This window comes from Streptomyces coelicoflavus (assembly GCF_003112555.1).
Taxonomy (GTDB): Bacteria; Actinomycetota; Actinomycetes; order Streptomycetales; family Streptomycetaceae; genus Streptomyces; species Streptomyces coelicoflavus.
Window position 1 is genome coordinate 61,097 of the sequence record NZ_BEWB01000010.1, and the last position, 16,327, is coordinate 77,423.

General features: G+C 73.4%; 20 protein-coding genes and 1 pseudogene. 10 read left to right on the top strand and 11 right to left on the bottom strand.

Features of this window, described 5'->3' with window-relative positions:
• Positions 1 to 2: 2 nt before the first annotated feature.
• Positions 3 to 377, bottom strand: a complete 375-nt coding sequence (locus Sco07f_RS24055) for a cupin domain-containing protein (protein ID WP_108989176.1) — start codon at positions 375 to 377, stop codon at positions 3 to 5.
• Positions 378 to 477: 100 nt separating this feature from the next.
• On the opposite strand from Sco07f_RS24055, the gene Sco07f_RS24060 reads away from it, so the two are divergent.
• Both Sco07f_RS24060 and Sco07f_RS24065 read left to right on the top strand, forming a co-directional pair.
• Positions 478 to 924, top strand: a complete 447-nt coding sequence (locus Sco07f_RS24060) for a MarR family winged helix-turn-helix transcriptional regulator (RefSeq protein WP_042825859.1) — start codon at positions 478 to 480, stop codon at positions 922 to 924.
• Positions 925 to 1,104: 180 nt separating this feature from the next.
• Complete coding sequence (locus Sco07f_RS24065) at positions 1,105 to 1,977, top strand: esterase/lipase family protein (protein ID WP_108989177.1); 873 nt, start codon at positions 1,105 to 1,107, stop codon at positions 1,975 to 1,977.
• A gap of 106 nt (positions 1,978 to 2,083) precedes the next feature.
• On the opposite strand, the gene Sco07f_RS24070 is transcribed toward Sco07f_RS24065, so the two are convergent.
• Entirely contained in the window at positions 2,084 to 3,163 is a 1,080-nt protein-coding gene (locus Sco07f_RS24070) for a lytic polysaccharide monooxygenase auxiliary activity family 9 protein (RefSeq protein ID WP_108989178.1), read from the bottom strand.
• 178 nt (positions 3,164 to 3,341) lie between these two features.
• On the opposite strand from Sco07f_RS24070, the gene Sco07f_RS24075 reads away from it, so the two are divergent.
• Positions 3,342 to 3,818, top strand: coding sequence for a GNAT family N-acetyltransferase (locus Sco07f_RS24075; RefSeq protein WP_042825861.1), 477 nt, complete (start codon positions 3,342 to 3,344; stop codon positions 3,816 to 3,818).
• A gap of 25 nt (positions 3,819 to 3,843) precedes the next feature.
• Here Sco07f_RS24075 and Sco07f_RS24080 read toward each other — a convergent pair whose 3' ends face one another.
• A complete protein-coding gene (locus tag Sco07f_RS24080; protein ID WP_007447922.1) occupies positions 3,844 to 3,981 on the bottom strand; it encodes a hypothetical protein in 138 nt (45 codons plus the stop codon).
• Between the two features lie 151 nt (positions 3,982 to 4,132).
• On the opposite strand from Sco07f_RS24080, the gene Sco07f_RS24085 reads away from it, so the two are divergent.
• The gene (locus Sco07f_RS24085; RefSeq protein WP_108989179.1) at positions 4,133 to 4,750 is read left to right on the top strand and encodes a class I SAM-dependent methyltransferase; all 618 of its coding nucleotides are present in this window, start codon (positions 4,133 to 4,135) and stop codon (positions 4,748 to 4,750) included.
• Between the two features lie 13 nt (positions 4,751 to 4,763).
• On the opposite strand, the gene Sco07f_RS24090 is transcribed toward Sco07f_RS24085, so the two are convergent.
• Positions 4,764 to 5,264, bottom strand: coding sequence for a ribonuclease FAU-1 family protein (locus tag Sco07f_RS24090; RefSeq protein ID WP_007447924.1), 501 nt, complete (start codon positions 5,262 to 5,264; stop codon positions 4,764 to 4,766).
• On the bottom strand, positions 5,245 to 6,171 hold the full coding sequence (locus Sco07f_RS24095; protein ID WP_108989180.1) for a GNAT family N-acetyltransferase: 927 nt from the start codon (positions 6,169 to 6,171) through the stop codon (positions 5,245 to 5,247). The genes Sco07f_RS24090 and Sco07f_RS24095 overlap by 20 nt, the downstream gene beginning before the upstream one ends.
• A gap of 71 nt (positions 6,172 to 6,242) precedes the next feature.
• Here Sco07f_RS24095 and Sco07f_RS24100 point away from each other — a divergent pair, with 71 nt between their 5' ends.
• Entirely contained in the window at positions 6,243 to 6,608 is a 366-nt protein-coding gene (locus tag Sco07f_RS24100) for a GntR family transcriptional regulator (RefSeq protein WP_174855405.1), read from the top strand.
• 81 nt (positions 6,609 to 6,689) lie between these two features.
• Here the strand turns inward: Sco07f_RS24100 and Sco07f_RS24105 are convergent, their stop codons facing one another.
• Both Sco07f_RS24105 and Sco07f_RS24110 read right to left on the bottom strand, forming a co-directional pair.
• On the bottom strand, positions 6,690 to 7,460 hold the full coding sequence (locus tag Sco07f_RS24105) for a DUF72 domain-containing protein (protein WP_108989182.1): 771 nt from the start codon (positions 7,458 to 7,460) through the stop codon (positions 6,690 to 6,692).
• A 20-nt stretch (positions 7,461 to 7,480) separates the two neighbouring features.
• Positions 7,481 to 8,575, bottom strand: a complete 1,095-nt coding sequence (locus Sco07f_RS24110; RefSeq protein WP_108989183.1) for a DUF5925 domain-containing protein — start codon at positions 8,573 to 8,575, stop codon at positions 7,481 to 7,483.
• 223 nt (positions 8,576 to 8,798) lie between these two features.
• Between Sco07f_RS24110 and Sco07f_RS24115 the strand changes: the two genes are divergently transcribed.
• From Sco07f_RS24115 to Sco07f_RS24130, 4 genes and pseudogenes are all read left to right on the top strand, one after another.
• Positions 8,799 to 9,605: an SGNH/GDSL hydrolase family protein gene (locus Sco07f_RS24115; protein ID WP_007447937.1), complete on the top strand. Its 807-nt coding sequence runs from the start codon at positions 8,799 to 8,801 to the stop codon at positions 9,603 to 9,605.
• Between the two features lie 229 nt (positions 9,606 to 9,834).
• A pseudogene (locus Sco07f_RS24120) lies at positions 9,835 to 10,376 on the top strand (sigma-70 family RNA polymerase sigma factor).
• The gene (locus tag Sco07f_RS24125; protein ID WP_108989184.1) at positions 10,373 to 11,212 is read left to right on the top strand and encodes an anti-sigma factor; all 840 of its coding nucleotides are present in this window, start codon (positions 10,373 to 10,375) and stop codon (positions 11,210 to 11,212) included. Before Sco07f_RS24120 ends, Sco07f_RS24125 begins: the two are co-directional and overlap by 4 nt.
• A gap of 115 nt (positions 11,213 to 11,327) precedes the next feature.
• Positions 11,328 to 11,597 carry a hypothetical protein gene (locus Sco07f_RS24130; RefSeq protein WP_042825858.1) on the top strand — a complete coding sequence of 90 codons (270 nt, stop codon included), beginning with the start codon at positions 11,328 to 11,330 and terminating at the stop codon, positions 11,595 to 11,597.
• Between the two features lie 202 nt (positions 11,598 to 11,799).
• Here the strand turns inward: Sco07f_RS24130 and Sco07f_RS24135 are convergent, their stop codons facing one another.
• Together Sco07f_RS24135 and Sco07f_RS24140 are read right to left on the bottom strand one after the other, a co-directional pair.
• Positions 11,800 to 12,615: an ABC transporter permease gene (locus Sco07f_RS24135; RefSeq protein WP_108989185.1), complete on the bottom strand. Its 816-nt coding sequence runs from the start codon at positions 12,613 to 12,615 to the stop codon at positions 11,800 to 11,802.
• Positions 12,612 to 13,586 (bottom strand): ATP-binding cassette domain-containing protein, encoded by a 975-nt coding sequence (locus Sco07f_RS24140; protein ID WP_108989186.1) that lies wholly within the window; start codon positions 13,584 to 13,586, stop codon positions 12,612 to 12,614. Before Sco07f_RS24140 ends, Sco07f_RS24135 begins: the two co-directional genes overlap by 4 nt.
• Positions 13,587 to 13,649: 63 nt before the next feature.
• Here Sco07f_RS24140 and Sco07f_RS24145 point away from each other — a divergent pair, with 63 nt between their 5' ends.
• Positions 13,650 to 14,354, top strand: coding sequence for a TetR/AcrR family transcriptional regulator (locus tag Sco07f_RS24145; RefSeq protein ID WP_007447901.1), 705 nt, complete (start codon positions 13,650 to 13,652; stop codon positions 14,352 to 14,354).
• Between the two features lie 25 nt (positions 14,355 to 14,379).
• On the opposite strand, the gene Sco07f_RS24150 is transcribed toward Sco07f_RS24145, so the two are convergent.
• Positions 14,380 to 15,540 (bottom strand): type ISP restriction/modification enzyme, encoded by a 1,161-nt coding sequence (locus tag Sco07f_RS24150; protein ID WP_167468203.1) that lies wholly within the window; start codon positions 15,538 to 15,540, stop codon positions 14,380 to 14,382.
• A gap of 22 nt (positions 15,541 to 15,562) precedes the next feature.
• Positions 15,563 to 16,312 carry a GntR family transcriptional regulator gene (locus Sco07f_RS24155; protein WP_007447793.1) on the bottom strand — a complete coding sequence of 250 codons (750 nt, stop codon included), beginning with the start codon at positions 16,310 to 16,312 and terminating at the stop codon, positions 15,563 to 15,565.
• Positions 16,313 to 16,327: the final 15 nt, after the last annotated feature.

Below are 16,327 nucleotides of genomic sequence, written 5' to 3' on the forward strand. Positions count from 1 at the left end.
GGTCAGTTGGCCCACGGGGGAGTGAGGCGGGTGCCGTCGGCCAGCTCCGCCGTCAGGCCCACGGAGGTGGTGACCCAGGAGGTCGCGGTCCGGTCGGTGGGGTTCTCGACGGCGAGGGTCGCCCCGGAGCCGATGATCACGGTGTCGCCCGCGGTGATGTGCTCGGTGCGGCCGTCGAGGGTGATCAGCAGCTCGCCGGTGAGCAGGTGGAAGACCTCCTCCCGGTCGACGGTGTGCGCGGGCGCCTTCGTCCCCGCCGGGATCTCGCCCCGCCAGGCGCACAGCTCCCTGCTGCCGGTGCGGGGACTGGCGTACGAGACGAAACGGGCGCCGTGGATCTCGTGGGTGACGCCTTCGGACGAGCGGACGACGCGCATGGCGGGCTCCTCGGAACATGTGGTCAAGTAGCTTGACTACTTTTGTCGTCCTTATGGTCAAGCTGCTTGACCAATGTGTCAAGGGTGTTTCAATGCCCCCGTGCAGAACTCCGACGCCATGGCCCTGACCGCCGCCCTGCTCGCCGCGGCCGGCGGACTGACGCAGCGCATCCACGAGGGCGTCGTCGCCCGCGGCTTCGAGGGTGTGCGGCCCGCGCACGGGTTCGCCTTCACCCGGCTCGCCCCGGACGGCGCGACCGTCACCGACCTGGCCGCGCACCTCGGGACGACCAAGCAGGCCGCCAGTCAGCTGGTCGAGGAACTGGTCCGCAAGGGGTACGTCGAGCGCCGGCCGCACCCCGCCGACGCGCGCGCCCGGCTCGTCGTGCTGACGGAGGCCGGATGGGCCTGCACGCGGGCCGCGGAGGAGGCGGCGGCGGAGGCCGTCGGCGCCTGGGCCGGGGTGCTCGGCGAGGACGGGGTGCGTGCGCTGCGCGACGGGCTGCTGCGGGTGGCGCCGGGCGGGCCGATCCGTCCCGCCTGGTGAACCCGGTCCGCCGTCACCTGCGGCGTCGGCGTCGGCGGTTATCGCTGGAAGTTTTTACTGACGCGTAACTTCACACTTGCACTACTCGCCCGTAACTTGACGGGTGAACAGCATCCCGTGATCCGGATCACAGGGCATCCCTGCCGTCGCAACTCCCCCGATCCGCAAGGAGATCACCCGATGCTGCCCTGGAACCGGATATTCAGACCGCTGGCCGCGCTGCTGCTGGCCGTCGCGGTCGCCCTCGTCCCCACCGTCACCGCCACCGCCGCCCCCACCGCGGACGCCCGCCCCGGCTCCGGCTGGAACGACTACACCTGCGAGCCCTCCGCCGCCCATCCCCGTCCCGTCGTCCTGGTCCACGGCACCTTCGGGAACTCCGTCGACAACTGGCTGGGTCTCGCGCCCTACCTGAAGAACCGCGGCTACTGCGTCTTCTCCCTGGACTACGGCCAACTGCCCGGGGTCCCGCTCTTCAACGGACTCGGCCCGGTCGAGAAGTCGGCCGGGCAACTGGCCGCCTACGTCGACAAGGTGCTCACCGCGACCGGCGCCGCCGAGACCGACCTCGTCGGCCACTCGCAGGGCGGCATGATGCCCCGCTACTACCTCAAATTCCTCGGCGGGGCCGACAAGGTGAACGCCCTGGTCGGCATAGCGCCCAGCAACCACGGCACCACCCTGTCCGGCCTCACCCGGCTGCTGCCGTACTTCCCCGGCGTCGAGGACCTGCTGAACGAGCACACCCCCGCCCTCGCCGACCAGATCGTCGGCTCGGACGTCCTCACCGAGCTCAACGCGGGCGGCGACACCGTGCCCGGCGTGCGCTACACCGTCCTCGCCACGAAGTACGACGAGGTGGTCACGCCGTACCGCAGCCAGTTCCTCGACGGTCCCGGGGTGCGCAACGTCCTGCTCCAGGACCTGTGCCCGCTCGACTTCTCCGAGCACCTGGCGATCGGGCTGTTCGACCGGATCGCCTTCCACGAGGTGACCAACGCCCTGGACCCGGCGCACGCCACGCCCACCACCTGCGCCTCGGTCTTCGGCTGACGGGAGACCCGGGTGCTCCGGCGCCCCGGCGCACGTCACGCGGGGTCCGCCCGGCCTGAGCCGCCGGACGGACCCCGCGTTCCCCCGCGTTCCCCCGAGTTTTGGGTCAGCGGCCGTGCCGGCCACCGGTCGCCGCGCGCCGGCGGACCGACGCGAACAGGGTGGCCGCGCCGAGCGCCAGGGCGGCGGCGCCGCCGACGGCGATGTAGGGCGTGCTGCTGTCCCCGCCGGTTTCGGCGAGGTTCTCGGTGCCCCCGCCGGCGGCCTTCACCTGGTTGGGTTCGGCGGCGGCGGTCCCGGCCGCCTCCTCCGGAGCGTCGGGGGCGGCCGCCGGATCCGTCGGGTCCGTGGTGGTCTCCGCGTCCTGGTCGCCGTGGCCGTGGTGCTCGATCGTCGACTTGTCGGCCGCCGCCGCGATCTGCTCCTCGGACGGCGCGGAGGCCTCGGGCGCCGGCGCGTCGCCGCCGGCCGCGTTGCCGCCACCGTCGCTGCTGCTGCCGTCGCTCCCGCTCCCGCTCCCGCTGCCGGAGCCGGAGCCGGAGCCGCCGAAGGAGACGTCCGAGCAGGAGTAGAACGCCTCCGGGCTGTCCGAGCGCTGCCACACCGCGTACAGCAGGTGCTTGCCGGAGCGCTCCGGCAGCGTGCCGGAGAAGGTGTAGAAGCCGCCCGAGGCGACCGGGTCGGTGGCGGTCGCCACCGGCGCCGACAGGTCCAGGTCGCCCCAGCCGAGCGGCTGCGAGGGGTCGTAGCCCGGCTTGGTGATGTACACCTTGAAGGTGCCCTTGTGCGGGGCCGTCACGCGGTACTTGAAGGTGTACGAGCCGCTGTTCACGCCGGTCGCGGGCCAGTCGTCGCGGGCCAGGTCCAGGCCCTTGAAGGCCGGGTCGTTGGCGCTGCACAGCTTGCCGTCCGGGATCAGCTCCTGGTGCTTGCCGGCGGCGTTGCCGATGCGGACGCCGTTCCAGTCGTAGAGCGCCTGGGTGCCGCCCGCGGCCACCACCGCCCTGCACGCCGCCGACTTGGGGTTCTCGGGCCCCTCGGCGTGGCACTGCGACACCCGGCTGACCGGGTCGCCCATCGAACCGTGCGCCGAGGCCGGGGCGGTGGCCAGCGTGGTCAGGGCGAGCGGGGCGAGACCGGCGACGGCGACGGCGGCGGCCCTGCGGGACGCGGACGGTGCGGGCATGCGGAACTCCTCGAAACGGTCACGGGGGACTGGGGAACTCGGGCCGGAACCCGTGGGGTTGATCAGCAAGCTAGCCCCAGGACACCGTGGAATCGCCCGCTGGAGGCGGGTGACGGAGATCCTTATGGTCGCGTTAAGGGAGTGCTCAGGCTGGGCTGAGGTAGCTACCGTGCGCGGCATGGAACGAGAACGGGTCCGGCCGGCGGTCGCCTCCGACGTGCCGGCGGTCAAGGCGGTGACCGACGCCGCGTACCGGCCCTACATCGAGCGCATCGGGGTGGTGCCGCAGCCCATGGAGGCGGACCACGCGGCGAACGTGGCGGCGGGGAAGGTGTTCGTCACGGACGAGCCCGGCACCGGCCCCGCGGGGCTCGCGGGCGTCCTGGGACTCGTGGTCGTGGAGGCCTCGGCCGGCCACCTGTTCCTCGACAGCATCGCCGTCCACCCCGGCGCGCACGGCAGGGGCGTGGGGCGGCGGCTGCTGCGGTTCGTGGACGCGCACGCGCGTGCGCTGGGGCTGCCCGAGGTCAGGCTCTACACGAACGCGCTGATGTGGGAGAACCAGGAGATCTACCCGAGGTACGGGTACGACGTCGTGGAACGCCGAGTGGACGGGCCCTACGACCGCGTCCACTACCGCAAGCGGCTGCTCTGAGGCGTCTCATGGCCGCCCTGCCCGGTCAGCAGCTCTCCGGCCACCAGGTGCGCGCGATGTCCTTGCGGACCTCCGGGCGCCTCGAGGCGTGCTCGTCGGTCTCCTCGCGGACTCGGCGGGCGTCGTTCTTCTTCAGGGGCTTCTGCACGGTCAGACGGCGCATGGCTGCCTCCTTACGGATCCACCGGGTTCCGCGTTCTCACGGAGGTAGACCCTTTCCCCGAGACTCACTCATCGATGCATCCCTGTCAGTGGCGGTTGTCACGTTCCCGTGGCCCGACTCCGTTGTCAGTGGCCCCTGTCACGCTGGGCGCATGAGTGGGAACAGTGACGGAACGAACGCGCCGGGTGTCGACTGGGACGCCCAGGCCGCCTCCTTCGACGACGAACCGGACCACGGCCTGCACGACGCGGACGTACGCCGGGCCTGGGCCGCCCGGCTGGCCTCCTGGCTGCCCGAGCGGCCCGGTGACGTCCTCGACCTGGGCTGCGGCACCGGCAGCCTGTCGCTCCTCGCGGCCGAGCAGGGGCACCGCGTCACCGGCGTCGACCGCTCCCCGGCCATGGTGGAGCTGGCCAGGACCAAACTCGCCGGCCGTGACGCGGTGTTCCTCACCGGTGACGCGGCGGTACCGCCCGTGGGCGAGCAGCGCTTCGACGCCGTGCTGGTCCGGCACGTGCTGTGGACGCTGCCCGGCCCCGGCCGGGTCCTGCGGCACTGGCGGCAGTTGCTGCGCCCCGCGGGACGGCTGGTCCTGGTGGAGGGCGTGTGGGGGAGTGCCGCCCCGGTCGGCATACCCGCCGGCCGGCTCCTCGACCTGCTCGGTCCGCTCGCCGGGCAGGCCCGCGTGGAGCGGCTGTCGGACGACGCGTCGTTGTGGGGCAGAGAGGTGACGGACGAGCGGTACGCGGTGGTGGCGACGTACGGGTGAGCCGGGCGGCCCGCTAGGCGAGCAGGTCCGTGAAGTCCTCCCCGAGGGCCAGCCGCTCCAGTTCGTCCAGCGCGGCCACGGCGGCGGCAGCGGCCCCCGGATCCCGGTCCGCCAGCCCGTTCCCGGCGAACTCGTCCTCGTCGAGCCGCCGTACGTCCGTGCCGTCGGCGGAGCGCCACAGGTCCAGGTCGAGGTCCTCGACGACCAGTTCCGTGCCGGTCAGGACGGCGGGGCGGGTGACGTCGCAGTACCAGCCCTTCAGCACCCCGGCCGCGGTGCGGACCTCCTTCACCGCGTACCACCGGTCGCGCCAGTAGTACTCGGTGAAGACGTCCCCGGCCTCGAAGCGCACGAAGCCGAAGTCGCGCACGCCGTCACCGGCCCAGGGGGCGCGGACGGCGAGGCGGGTCCCGTCGTCGTGCAGCAGTGCGGCCGCGTACCGGATCTTCGTCCGGCCCGCCTTGACCAGCACGATACTCAGCCCGGCCGCCGGCTCAGCCGAGTTCGCGGACATGCCGCACCTCCGTCGCGCAGATCTCGTACCCGAGCCACTTGTTGATGGCGAGCATCGGGCCGTTGTCGGTGTCGTTGCCGGTGAGCGCCTCCGTGTACCCGGCCGCGCGGGCCCGGTGCAGGGAGTCGGTCTTGGCGAGTTTGGCCAGGCCCCGGCCGCGCTGGTCGCGGACCGTGCCCGTCATCGCCGTCGAGTACCGGGTGCCGTCGGTGTAGGCGACGCTGAAGGCGGCCGGGCGGCCGTCGACGAGCGCGACGGTGGTCAGTTCCCGGTTGAGCAGCGGGTGCCGCCAGGTCGCCGCCAGCCAGGCCTCGTAGTTCGTGAACTCGATGTCGACGTCGCTCGGTTCGTCCGCCACCGTCTCCGCGTCCAGTTCGAACATGGGCCGGGGGTCGTCGGTGAAGTCGGCGGCCGTGCGCAGCTCGACGCCCGGGGGAGGGGACCACAGGGGCGGCAGCGTGGCGTGCGACAGGTCCAGCCGGAGGAAATGCGCGGCGCGGCGCCGTCGGTAGCCGTGCCGCTCGGCGAAGGCCAGGTTGGCGGGCCCGTCCAGTGCCCAGGCGTACAGCTTCGTCGCGCCCTCGCAGGCCAGGTACTCCTCGGCCGTCCGCACCAGCAGGCCGCCGGCCCCGCGCCGCAGCCGCTCCGGGTGGACGTAGACGTTCAGGAAGGCCTGACCGGGCTCCGGGCTGTCGTGCACCAGCCCGACCTGGGCCGTGCCGATCACCTCCCCGTCCTCCTCGGCGACCAGGCACCGGCTCCGGGCCCGAGGAGGGGTGTGGGCGAGCCGGTGCACGACGGCTTCCGGCGTCCACAGGATGAACGGCAGGGCGCGATGGCGGGCATGGGTGAAGGCCGCGACATCGGCCGGATCGTCGGAACGCAGGTCGCGTACGAGAACGGTCATGTGGGCGCACGCTACGGCGGCCGGACGGTCCGGTGCCTCTCATTTTCCCGGGGATACGGGACAATCACCGGGTGACCCTGAAGATCCGTATCGACGACGGCACACCGCCCTACGAGCAGGTGCGCGCGCAGATCTCCGAACAGGCGCGGTCGGGCGCCCTGCCGGTCGGCCACCGGCTGCCCACCGTGCGCGGACTGGCCGAGTCCCTCGGGCTCGCCGCGAACACGGTCGCCAAGGCGTACCGGGCGCTGGAGGCGGACGGGGTGATCGAGACGCGGGGGCGCAACGGAACGTTCGTCGCTGCCGCGGGCTCCGCGGCGGAGCGGGAGGTGGCCGGCGCGGCCCAGGGGTACGCCGAGCGGGCTCGGCGGCTGGGGGTGACGGAGGCGGAGGCGCTTGCCGCGGTGCGGGATGCCCTGCGGGCGGCTTACGGGTGAGCGCCGTTCGGGTGGGGGGTTGCTTTTCGGCTGCGGGTGCGTTGTGGCTTGTCGCGCCCACGCGGCGGAGCCGCACATGTCTCAGCCCCGCGCCCCTTTGGGGCGCGTTCGGGTGACCGTCAGGTTTGATGCGCGGGCCAGATCGGCCAACACCGCCGCGTCGGTCACCGCCGCCGCGTTCGGGTCGTTGTTGAAGTAGGTGTAGACGTCGCTCGAGTTCGGCCAGGCCGTGGCGATGCGGGTGAGCCACGTCGACAGTGACCGGCGGCCGTAGTGCGGCCACGGCGTGGCCCGGCCCTCGTGGAAGCGGACGTAGCCCCAGTCGGCGGTGCGCCAGAGGGGCGTGACCGGGCGGGACCGGACGTCCGCCCAGCACAGGGCCGCGTGCCGGGACACGAGGACCTCGCGGACCTCCGGCGTCCACCACGACGGGTGCCGGGGCTCCACCGCGACCCGGGTGCCGGGCGGGAAGCAGGCGAGGCAGGTCTCCAGGAGGGCCGGGTCGGCGCGCAGGGTCGGGGGCAGTTGCAGCAGGATCGGGCCGAGACGGTCGCCCAGGCCGGCCGCGTGGGTCATCAGGCGGTCGACCGGTTCCGCCGGGTCGCGCAGGCGCTTGATGTGCGTCAGGTAGCGGCTCGCCTTGACCGCGACCGTGAAGTCCGGCGGCAGCCGGTCCCGCCACGCCGCGAAGGTCTCCCGGGCGGGCAGGCGGTAGAAGGCGTTGTTGATCTCGACCGTCGCGAAGCCGGCCGCGTAGTGCTCCAGCCAGAGCCGGACGGGCAGACCGGGCGGGTAGAAGGCGTCCCGCCAGTCCCGGTACTGCCAGCCCGACGTGCCGACGAACAGGGGCATACCCCCATCAAAGCACCGGCTTACAGATACAGCCCGGCGTCCGCTCCCGTCCGCGGCTCCGGCAGCGCGGTCGGCGAGGTGCCCCGGCGCAGTGCGTACAGCTCCGCCAGCGTGGCGCCCTCGCGGCCGATCCCTTCCTCGGTGCCGAGCCAGTCCACCGCCTCCCGCCGGGTGAGCGGTCCGACCTCGATGCGGGCCAGGCAGCGGCCGGGGCGGACGACGGCGGGGTGCAGGCGCTCCAGGTCCTCGTTGGTGGTGACGCCGACCAGGACGTTGCGGCCCTGGCCGAGGAGCCCGTCGGTGAGGTTGAGCAGCCGGGAGAGCGCCTGGCCCGCGGTGTGCTTGGCCTCGCCGCGGATCAGTTCGTCGCAGTCCTCCAGGAGCAGCAGCCGCCAGCGGCCCTTGCCCGCCGCGTCCTCCTCGCCGATGGCGATGTCCATCAGATAGCCGACGTCGGAGAAGAGCCGCTCCGGGTCGAGGACGCAGTCCACCTGGCACCAGTCCCGCCAGGAGCGGGCGAGGGTGCGCAGCGCGGAGGTCTTGCCGGTGCCCGGCGGACCGTGCAGGAGCAGCAGCCGGCCCGCGATGTCCTCGGGCGTCGTCTTCATCAGGCCGTCCATCGCCTCCGCCACCGGCGCCGTGTAGTTGGGCCGGACCTCGTCCCAGGTGCCCGCGGCGATCTGGCGGGTGGTGCGGTGCGGGCCGCGCCGCGGGGAGACGTACCAGAAGCCCATCGTCACGTTCTCCGGCTGCGGTTCGGGCTCGTCCGCCGCCCCGTCCGTCGCCTCGCCGAGCACCTTCTCGGCCAGGTCGGCGCTGGTCGCCGTCACCGTGACGTCGGCGCCCCGGCTCCAGCGCGAGACCAGCAGGGTCCAGCCGTCGCCCTCCGCCAGCGTCGCGCTGCGGTCGTCGTCGCGGGCGATCCGCAGGACGCGCGCGCCCGGTGGCAGCAGCGTGGCGCCGGGCCGTACGCGGTCGATGTTCGCCGCGTGCGAGTACGGCTGCTCACCCGTGGCGAAACGGCCGAGGAACAGCGCGTCGACGACGTCGGACGGGGCGTCACTGTCGTCCACGTTGAGCCGGATCGGCAGGACTTCGTGCGGGTTCACGGACATGCCGCCATGATCCGGCACCCGGCCGCCGCGTGCACGCGCTTTCCCCGGCACGCGCGGCGCGCGGACGCTCACGGCACCGGCACCCGGCACCGGCGGTCGTTCAAACCCCCGATTTTTCGTCCGAACTTGAACGAGTGTCAGCCATTCCTTGGCATGAACACTTCCAGTCAACGCGCGTAGCCGCTACCACGGTTGTGGCAGCAATCCTGCTAAGGGAGGTTCCATGAGACGTTTCCGACTTGTCGGCATCCTGAGTTCACTCCTCCTCGCCGCCGGCGCGGTCCTCACCGGGGCCGCGACCGCCGAGGCAGCCCAACCCGCCGCAGCCGACGGCTATGTGGCCCTCGGCGACTCCTACTCCTCCGGGGTCGGAGCGGGCAGCTACATCGGCTCGAGCGGCGACTGCAAGCGCAGTACGAAGTCCCACCCGTACCTGTGGGCGGCCGCCCACTCACCCTCCACGTTCGACTTCACCGCCTGCTCCGGCGCCCGTACGGGTGATGTTCTCGCCGGACAACTCGGCCCGCTCGGCTCCGGCACCGGCCTCGTGTCGATCAGTATCGGCGGCAACGACGCGGGATTCGCCGACGTCATGATGACGTGCGTGCTCCAGTCCGACAGTTCCTGCCTGTCGCGGATCGCCACCGCGGAGGCCTACGTCGACTCGACGCTGCCCGGCAAGCTCGACGGCGTCTACTCGGCGATCAGCGACAAGGCCCCCAACGCCCACGTCGTCGTCATCGGCTACCCGCGCTTCTACGAGCTCGGCAACGTCTGCGTCGGCCTGTCCGAGACCAAGCGCGAGGCGATCAACAAGGCCTCCGACCACCTCAACACCGTCATCGCCCAGCGCGTCGCCGCGCACGGCTTCACCTTCGGCGACGTCCGCACCACCTTCACCGGCCACGAACTGTGCTCCGGCGACTCCTGGCTGCACAGCGTCAACTGGCTGAATATCGGCGAGTCGTACCACCCCACCGCGGCCGGCCAGTCCGGCGGCTACCTGCCGGTCCTCAACGGCGCCGCCTGACCCGGGGCGGAGGGAGAAGAAGGAGAAGAGGAGGAGGGGGAGGCTCCGTCCGCCGGGGTCTCCGTCTCCAAGTGGCCCAAACCGGTGCGGACGCGACCCCTGAGTCCGGTCCCGACCCGATGACTGGCGTTTTCGGGCCGCCCGTCCGTAACCCCTGCGGAGGGCGTGCCGTCGCGCGCGCCCGCTCCGACGTCGACGGGCCGGGCACGGTCCGCGGAGAGGGGGACCGGTGGAGGCGGACGAGCTGCTGACGCTCGTGGCGGACGGCGACCAGAAGGCCTTCGAGGAGCTGTACGGGCTGGTGTCCGGCCCGGTGTTCGGACTCGTACGGCGGGTGGTGCGCGATCCCGCCCAGTCGGAGGAGGTCAGCAGGAGGTGCTGCTCGAACTGTGGCGGTCCGCCGCACGGTTCGACCCGCGCCGGGGCAGCGCCCTGTCATGGATCCTCACCGTCGCCCACCGCCGTGCCGTCGACCGGGTGCGCAGCGCCCGCGCGGCCGGCGAACGCGACCGGCGCGAGGCCCGCCGTGCCCACCACCCCGCCTACGACCAGGTCTCGGAGGAGGTCGAGGCCGGACTCGAACGCGAGTGGGTGCGCCGCTGTCTGGACCGGCTGACCGCGCTTCAGCGCCAGTCGGTCACCCTCGCCTACTACGACGGTTACACCTACCGGGAGGTGGCCGAGCGCCTCTCCCTCCCGCTGGGCACGGTGAAGACCAGGATGCGGGACGGGCTGGGGCGCCTGCGCGACTGCCTGGGAGAGGCCGCATGAGCCCCACCCGCCGGCTGCCGGGACGCCGCGCCGCCCTCCACTCGCTCGCCGCCCCCTACGCCCTGGACGCCCTGGACGGCGCCGAACGGGTCCGCTTCGAACGGCACCTGGAGCGCTGCGACCGCTGTGCCGCCGAGGTGCGGGCGCTGTCCGAGGACGCCGTCCGGCTGGCCTGGTCCACGGCCGCCCCGGCGCCGCCCGCACTGCGCGAGCGGGTCCTGGCCGCCGTACGCGGCACCGCGCAGGGGCCCACGCCCACGCGCACGCCCATGCACACGCCCTCGCCCCGGTCCGTGCTGCGGCTGCCGGCCCAGGTGCGGGGCGGCCGGCCGAACGCCGGGCGTTCCCGCGGGCCCCGGCCGCGCCCCCTGTTCGTACCGTTCGCCACGGCGACGGCCGCCGCGGCGCTCGTGGTCGCCTCGCTCTTCGCCGTGCAGGCGGGCCGCACCCGGGACGAGCTGGACACCGCACGGGACCGGGCACGTGAGATCGCCCACGTTCTCGCGGCCCCGGACGCCCGCGCCGCCAGGGGCGCGGACGAGCGGGGCCGCGGTGTCGCGGTGGTCGCCTCCGCGTCCGAGGGGCGCGCGGTGGTCACCCTGAGCGGGTACGGCGAGCCGCCGGGCGACCGCGTGCGCCAACTGTGGCTGATGCGCCCCGGCGCCGCGCCGCGCTCCCTCGGGCTCTTCGACGGCGACACGCCCCTGATCGCGTCGGGCCTGAACCGCGCCGCCACGTCACTCGCGGTGACGGTCGAGCCCGCCGGGGGATCGGCCCTGCCGACGACCGGGCCGGTTGTCCAACTCGCCCTGGAATCTGTTGGATTCGGAGAGTAATCGTCAACCCCCTTACGGGGAAGGTGAATCCTGTGACCGCGATACACGCATGCCGTACCGGGGCGATAGGGTTACTCTGCCCGGGCCGGGTGGACTCGTACGGGTGGGGAGTGACATGGAACAGATAACAGTGCGCAGCAGGGCAAGGGTCCCTGCCATCACGTGCGGAAGCAGCGCGACCAGCTCGCGCCTCGACCGTCATCTCGCGGTACTCGGAGGGCCTGCCCTCCCGCCGCGGGAGACCGTGGAGGCGACGTCGCTGATGCGTGAGCTGACCGCGCGTGAGCCCGCGCACAAGCGCAGCAACAGGGGTGTCCGGGTACGCCGGGTCTCGCTGTTCGCGCCGCTGCGCCGCCTGCGCCGTTCGCTGTTCGGCGGCAACTGAGGCCCGCGCACCGGAGGTCACACCCTCCCGGCGCGGCGCCGCGGCACTCGCCCGTCCCCCTCACGGCACGCAGCGGCGCCCCGATGTGCTCCCCGAGCGCGGGCCGTCCCCGGCAGATCCGGCCCGTACGCGTGCTCACCCTTACCGTCCCGCGTCCGCGTGTCCGCCGTCTCCCCACCGGCGGTGACGCTCCCCGGGCCGCTCAGCGGGCCCCGTGCGCGTACCGGCGCACGGCGAGCGGGACGAACACCGCGAGCAGAACCGCACACCAGGCGAGCGACCCCGCCACGGGATGCGTCACCGGCCAGGCGGCGCCCTCCGGCACGGGCGCGTTGCCGAAGAGGTCCCGCAGTGCCGTGGTGACCGCGCTGATCGGGTTCCACTCGGCGACCGTGCGCAGCCACCCCGGCAGTCCGCCGGTCGGGATGTAGGCGTTGGACAGCAGCGGAAGGATGAAGGTCGCGCCGCCCAGTTGACCGGCGGCCTCCTCGCTGCGGGTGAGCAGCCCCAGGAAGATGCCGATCCACGTCGTCGCGAACCGGAACAGCAGCAACAGCCCCACCGCGCCCACCGCGCCGAGCGCACCGCCCTCCACCCGCCAGCCCACCGCGAGCCCGACCAGCAGCAGGGGCACCGTCCCGGCGGCCGTCACGAGCACGTCGGCGACCGACTGTCCGAGCGGCACGGCGGCCCGGCTCACCGGCAGGGTGCGCAGCCGGTCCGTCACGCCCCGATGGGTGTCCTGGGCGGCCTGGAACATGCCGGTCATGATGCCGTTCGCGGCCGTGGCGACCAGCAACCCCGGCACCAGGAAGGCCCGGTACTCCGCGCCCGGCATCGCCAGCGCGCTGCCGAAGACGTAGCCGAAGAACAGCAGCATGGTGATCGGCATGGTCTGGGTGAGGATCAGCAGCCCCGGATTGTTGCGCGCCCGCCGCAACTGGCGGCCCAGCATGGCCGCCCCGTCGTACGCCAGGCCGGGTGCCGAACCGTACGGCCTCGTCGTCACCGTGCTCATGCCACCAGCTCCTTGCTGTTGCCGCTGTCGCTGCTGTCGCCGCTGCCGCCGGTCAGGCGGAGGAAGACGTCGTCGAGGGTCGGCGGCCGCAGGCTCGCGTCCACCAGGGGCACGCCCGCCGCGTCGAGTGCGCGCACCAGGCGGGGCAGGGTCAGCGTCGGATCGGTGCTGACGACGCCGACGGTGCGCCGCTCGTCGTCGAGGACCGGCTCCGCGCCGGTCAGCCGGTCCAGCACCCCCGCCGCCCGCGCCAGGGCGTCCGTGTCCGCGACGACCGCCTCCGCGTACGCCCCCACCAGCGCCTTCAGTTCGGCCGGCGACCCGGTGTGCGCGACCCGGCCCCGGTCCATCAGGGCGATGTCGTCGGCGAGGCGGTCGGCCTCCTCCAGATACTGCGTGGTGAGCAGCACGGTCGTGCCCTCCTCCTTCAGGGCGCGCACCGCCTCCCAGATGCGATTGCGGCTGGCCGGGTCGAGTCCGGTCGTCGGTTCGTCCAGGAACAGCACGTCGGGGCGGCGCACCAGGCTCGCGGCCAGGTCGAGACGGCGCCGCATGCCCCCGGACAGGGTGGCGGCGGGCCGGTCGGCGGCGTCGGCCAGGCCGAAGCGCTCCAGCAGCTCGTCGGCGCGCGCCGCCGCGTCCCGCACCCGGTGCAGGCGGGCGAACAGCCGCAGGTTCTGCCGCCCGGTGAGGTCCCCGTCCACCGAGGCGTACTGCCCGGTCACCCCGATCAGGCGGCGCACCGCGGCCGCCTCCCGGACCAGGTCGTGCCCGGCGATCCGGGCCGACCCCGCGTCCGGCCGCAGTAGCGTCGTCAACAGCCGGACCGCCGTGGTCTTGCCCGCCCCGTTCGGCCCGAGCAGCCCGCACACCGTGCCCTCGGCCACCGCGAGATCCAGGCCGCGCAGCGCGCGCACGGGGCCGAAGCGCTTCTCCAGACCTTCACTAAGTACAGCGTACGTAGTCGTCATGCGTCGACCATAGCGCACTACGTACGGTGTACGTAACTAGGATGGTGACCGAGGTGATGCACGATGGCGGGCCGAGCGGCCGTACCCGAAGTGATCTGGTCGCGCCCCGAGCGCACCGGCCGGGGGCCGAGACCGGCGTACACCCGCGCCGACATCGCCGCCGCGGCCGTGCGGATCGCCGACGCCGAGGGCCTGGACGCGGTCTCGATGCGCCGCGTCGCCGGGGAACTGGGCTGCGGCACCATGTCGCTGTACAACTACGTCCCCCGCAAGGAGGACCTGTACGAGCTGATGATGGACGCGGTCAGCGGCGAGCACGAACTGTGGGAACCGAGCGGCGACTGGCGCGCGGACATGGTCCGGGTCGCCCACCAGACCCGCGCGCTGATGCACCGCCACACCTGGCTGCCCCGCCTGATGTCCCCCGTCTACGGCTTCAGTCCCAACGCCCTGCGCTACCTCGAGCACTGCCTGGCCTGCCTCGACCCCTTCGAGGCGCCCTACGGCACCAAGATGGAGCTGGTCGCGATGGTCAACGGCGTCGTGACCACGTACGTCACCAACGAGATCGCCACCGTCGAGCGCACCCGCTCGCTGCCCTGGTCCCAGGAGCAGGAGAACGCGGTGCGCATCGCCTACCTCGGCCGGCAGGTCGCGAGCGGCGCCTATCCGCGGCTGGCGGCGTCCTTCGCCGAGGACGCGGGGCCGATCGACCTGGAGGGGGTCTTCGAGCGGGCGCTGACGCGGGTGCTGGACGGGTTCGCCTGAGCGGGACCGCCGACTCCGCCGGGGGTCACAGCAGCGCCAGCTGCCCCTCCGGTCCCTCCTCCCGGTCGTCCAGGACGGAGGCCGGCCGACGGGCCGCGGCCGGCACCGGCAGGACGCCCGCCGCGCGCAGCTCGCCCGCGGTGATCCCGTCGCCGACCGTCAGCTCCCGGCAGCGGTCCCGCACTTCGGCCAGCAGGGCGAGGACCGTGATCAGCTCCAGCAGCTCGGACGTCCAGCTCTGGGGCCAGCCGGCCGGGCGGATCGCCGGCAGCGTGCCCGGCTCGCCCTGCGCCGTGCGGGCCGCGAACCACTGTTCGAGCACCCGGACCCCGCCCACCTCGAAGTCCCAGGCCCCGGGCGGCACGGGGGAGACGCGGCCCTCGTCCAGGAAGAGGGCCTCCTCGTCCCGGTCGTAGCGCAGGGTCCCCGGGCGCGGAGGCAGCGGGGCGCGGACGTACGGGCGCCGGCCGCCGGGCAGCTTGGGGCGCTCGCCGTCACGGCGCATCAGCCACAGCGCGCGCCGGCCCAGCCCGACCCCGTGCTCCCACACCGCCGGGTCCGCGGTGAGCGGGACCAGCGCGCCGGGCCGCACGGCCGCCACCGACCAGGCGAGCACGTCCGGCGGACCGGGGCGCACACCGAGGCGGGCGGCCAGGTGGTCCAGGAGACCCGGGGCGAGGTTGGGCTCCGCACCGCCGGGACGGCGGTACAGCGGACGGATCCGGGCGGGGCCGAACAGCGGCAGCAGCGAGGTCGCGAGCAGCAGCGGCGCTCCGGCGGCCTCGGGCGCCTCCACCACGAACACCTGCCGTTCGTCCGCCACCCGCCACAGCTCCGGACGGGCCGCGTCGATCAGCCGGTGGTCGGGAATCAGCCACTGCTCGTCGAACGGCGCCCGCAGCACCCGGACCGGCTCCGGACACGGCCCCGAGGCGCGCGCCAGCCGCTCGGTGCCCCCGGCGCCGCCCGGCAGCCGCCCGACCGCCGAATGCGGAGTGCGCGAGCGGGTCGGCTCGAACAGGGCCGCGCGGTCGGGCCCCTCGGCCTTCACCAGGGCCTCCCAGCGGGCCTTCAGGGACCTCGCGTCGGGAGCCGCCGGCCACCCCCGGCCGAGCCGCGGCGGTGCGACGGACCACGGCATGAGGTCCGCCAGCGGCGGGGCGTCGTCGTGCGTCACGCCGGGCATCGTACGACGGGGCGCCGCGCCCTCACGTGGCATCCAGGGTGACCGTGAAGGAGAAGCGGTCGCCGCGGTAGTGGATGACGGCCACGTCGAGGACCCGGCCGTCGGTGTCGTAGGTGATGCCCGTGTAGTGCAGGATCGGGCTGAGCAGCGGGACTTCGAGCAGCCGCGCCGTCTCCGGGTCGGCGAGCCGCGCCTCGACGGTGTCCGTGATCCGGCTGATGTCCATGCCCACCACGTCCCGCAGCACCTTCGTCATCGGCCACCGGACGAGGTCGTCCAGGTCGATGCGCCCGGCCAGTTCGGGACGGATGTAGTTGCGGGCGTGGTTGGTCGGCTCGCCCGTCTTCGCGTCGCAGCGCAGCCGGTGGTACAGCGCCACCTCCGGCACCCGGGGGAAGTACTCGGCGAGTTCGGACGGCACCGGCGCGGTGCCGTGATCCAGCAACTCGGCCTTCATCCCGGACTGCTGGGCCACGATCGCGTCCACCGAGCCGAGCAGCCGTACCGGGGAACCCCGGCGGGCGTCCGGCTCGATGAACGTGCCCCGCCGGCGGTGGCGGGTGATCAGCCCCTCGTCCTCCAGCTCCTTCAGCGCCTGCCGCATGGTCAGCACGCTCACCCCGTAGTGCCCGGCCAGCTGCTCCTCGGTGGGCAGGCGCAGCGGGTCCCGGGGCGAGCGGCCGAGTATCGAGGCGCGCAGCGACTGCGACACCTGGTACCAGAGCGGCAGCTTGCGGTTCAGGACGATGGAGTCCGGGGCGAAGGAGGTCACGGGCCATCCGTACCG

Bases quoted from the DNA above. Each gene is read 5' to 3' on its own strand.
- Sco07f_RS24055 (WP_108989176.1), bottom strand. From the start codon at position 377: ATGCGCGTCGTCCGCTCGTCCGAAGGCGTCACCCACGAGATCCACGGC.
- Sco07f_RS24065 (WP_108989177.1), top strand. From the start codon at position 1,105: ATGCTGCCCTGGAACCGGATATTCAGACCGCTGGCCGCGCTGCTGCTG.
- Sco07f_RS24070 (WP_108989178.1), bottom strand. From the start codon at position 3,163: ATGCCCGCACCGTCCGCGTCCCGCAGGGCCGCCGCCGTCGCCGTCGCC.
- Sco07f_RS24075 (WP_042825861.1), top strand. From the start codon at position 3,342: ATGGAACGAGAACGGGTCCGGCCGGCGGTCGCCTCCGACGTGCCGGCG.
- Sco07f_RS24080 (WP_007447922.1), bottom strand. From the start codon at position 3,981: ATGCGCCGTCTGACCGTGCAGAAGCCCCTGAAGAAGAACGACGCCCGC.
- Sco07f_RS24085 (WP_108989179.1), top strand. From the start codon at position 4,133: ATGAGTGGGAACAGTGACGGAACGAACGCGCCGGGTGTCGACTGGGAC.
- Sco07f_RS24090 (WP_007447924.1), bottom strand. From the start codon at position 5,264: ATGTCCGCGAACTCGGCTGAGCCGGCGGCCGGGCTGAGTATCGTGCTG.
- Sco07f_RS24095 (WP_108989180.1), bottom strand. From the start codon at position 6,171: ATGACCGTTCTCGTACGCGACCTGCGTTCCGACGATCCGGCCGATGTC.
- Sco07f_RS24105 (WP_108989182.1), bottom strand. From the start codon at position 7,460: ATGCCCCTGTTCGTCGGCACGTCGGGCTGGCAGTACCGGGACTGGCGG.
- Sco07f_RS24110 (WP_108989183.1), bottom strand. From the start codon at position 8,575: ATGTCCGTGAACCCGCACGAAGTCCTGCCGATCCGGCTCAACGTGGAC.
- Sco07f_RS24115 (WP_007447937.1), top strand. From the start codon at position 8,799: ATGAGACGTTTCCGACTTGTCGGCATCCTGAGTTCACTCCTCCTCGCC.
- Sco07f_RS24125 (WP_108989184.1), top strand. From the start codon at position 10,373: ATGAGCCCCACCCGCCGGCTGCCGGGACGCCGCGCCGCCCTCCACTCG.
- Sco07f_RS24130 (WP_042825858.1), top strand. From the start codon at position 11,328: ATGGAACAGATAACAGTGCGCAGCAGGGCAAGGGTCCCTGCCATCACG.
- Sco07f_RS24135 (WP_108989185.1), bottom strand. From the start codon at position 12,615: ATGAGCACGGTGACGACGAGGCCGTACGGTTCGGCACCCGGCCTGGCG.
- Sco07f_RS24140 (WP_108989186.1), bottom strand. From the start codon at position 13,586: ATGACGACTACGTACGCTGTACTTAGTGAAGGTCTGGAGAAGCGCTTC.
- Sco07f_RS24145 (WP_007447901.1), top strand. From the start codon at position 13,650: ATGGCGGGCCGAGCGGCCGTACCCGAAGTGATCTGGTCGCGCCCCGAG.
- Sco07f_RS24150 (WP_167468203.1), bottom strand. From the start codon at position 15,540: ATGCCCGGCGTGACGCACGACGACGCCCCGCCGCTGGCGGACCTCATG.